Below are 846 nucleotides of genomic sequence, written 5' to 3' on the forward strand. Positions count from 1 at the left end.
GCCGCCCGCCGTTCCGGCGATCCTCCTGAGTCACAGGAGACACCTTCCCTTCCATGCCGCGAACATGACACTCTGGGCGCCATGCGCACTCGTCTCCTCGCCGCCACCCTCACGGCACTCGCCGCGGTGAGCCTCGCAGCCTGCTCCAGCTCCGGATCGGGCTCGGGCTCGGGCTCGGACAAGGCCACCTCCGCGGCCGGCTCCCCCACCGCCTCCGCCGCATCGACCCCCGCGCCCTCCGACGCCGCCACCACACCCGTGGCCCCCGCGCCCGGCTCGGCCGCCCCCACGGCCGACGGCGCCACCGGCGCTCCCGCCCCCGACGCCGGCTCCTCGGGAGCCCCCGCACCGGCCAAGCCCGCCCCGCCCACCGACGCCGGACTGCCCGCCAAGCCGGGCACCGACCTGGCGACCAAGCTGGTGTCCGCGCTGGACGCGATCGACCCGGCGATCGTCGGCGGCAAGCCGGAGCAGGCCGTGGACCGGGCGCGCAACCAGTGCCAGTCGATGTACCAGTTCCCCAAGGACAAGCAGAAGCTGGTCGACCTGGCCAACCAGCGCTTCACCTCCGCCGACCACCCGCAGGGCTTCGGCCCGGACACCGCCGCGAAGATCAACGAGGCGCTGCTCTCCACGCTCTGCCCGCCGTCCCGCTGACTCCGGCCACTGATCCAGGCCACTGATCCGGGCCGACAGGTCCACGGATCCGCGACACCATGAACCGCCCGGCGTCCTGAGCGCCGGGCTGCCGTGGGGGGGGGCCGGGGCGGGGGGGGGGGGGCCCGCGGCGCGGCGGTGGGGGGGGGGGCGGGCGCCCGGCCCCCCGGCCCCCCCCCGCCCCCCCCC

At 77.2% G+C, this 846-nt stretch carries 1 protein-coding gene; it reads left to right on the top strand.

Translation table 11 applies throughout. The features are described from left to right. Positions 1-81 precede the first annotated feature (81 nt). Positions 82-657: a hypothetical protein gene (locus ACWGKU_RS02350; protein ID WP_452179883.1), complete on the top strand. Its 576-nt coding sequence runs from the start codon at positions 82-84 to the stop codon at positions 655-657. Positions 658-846: the final 189 nt, after the last annotated feature.

Source organism: Kitasatospora sp. NPDC054768 (assembly GCF_053612025.1).

Bases quoted from the DNA above. Each gene is read 5' to 3' on its own strand.
- ACWGKU_RS02350 (WP_452179883.1), top strand. From the start codon at position 82: ATGCGCACTCGTCTCCTCGCCGCCACCCTCACGGCACTCGCCGCGGTG.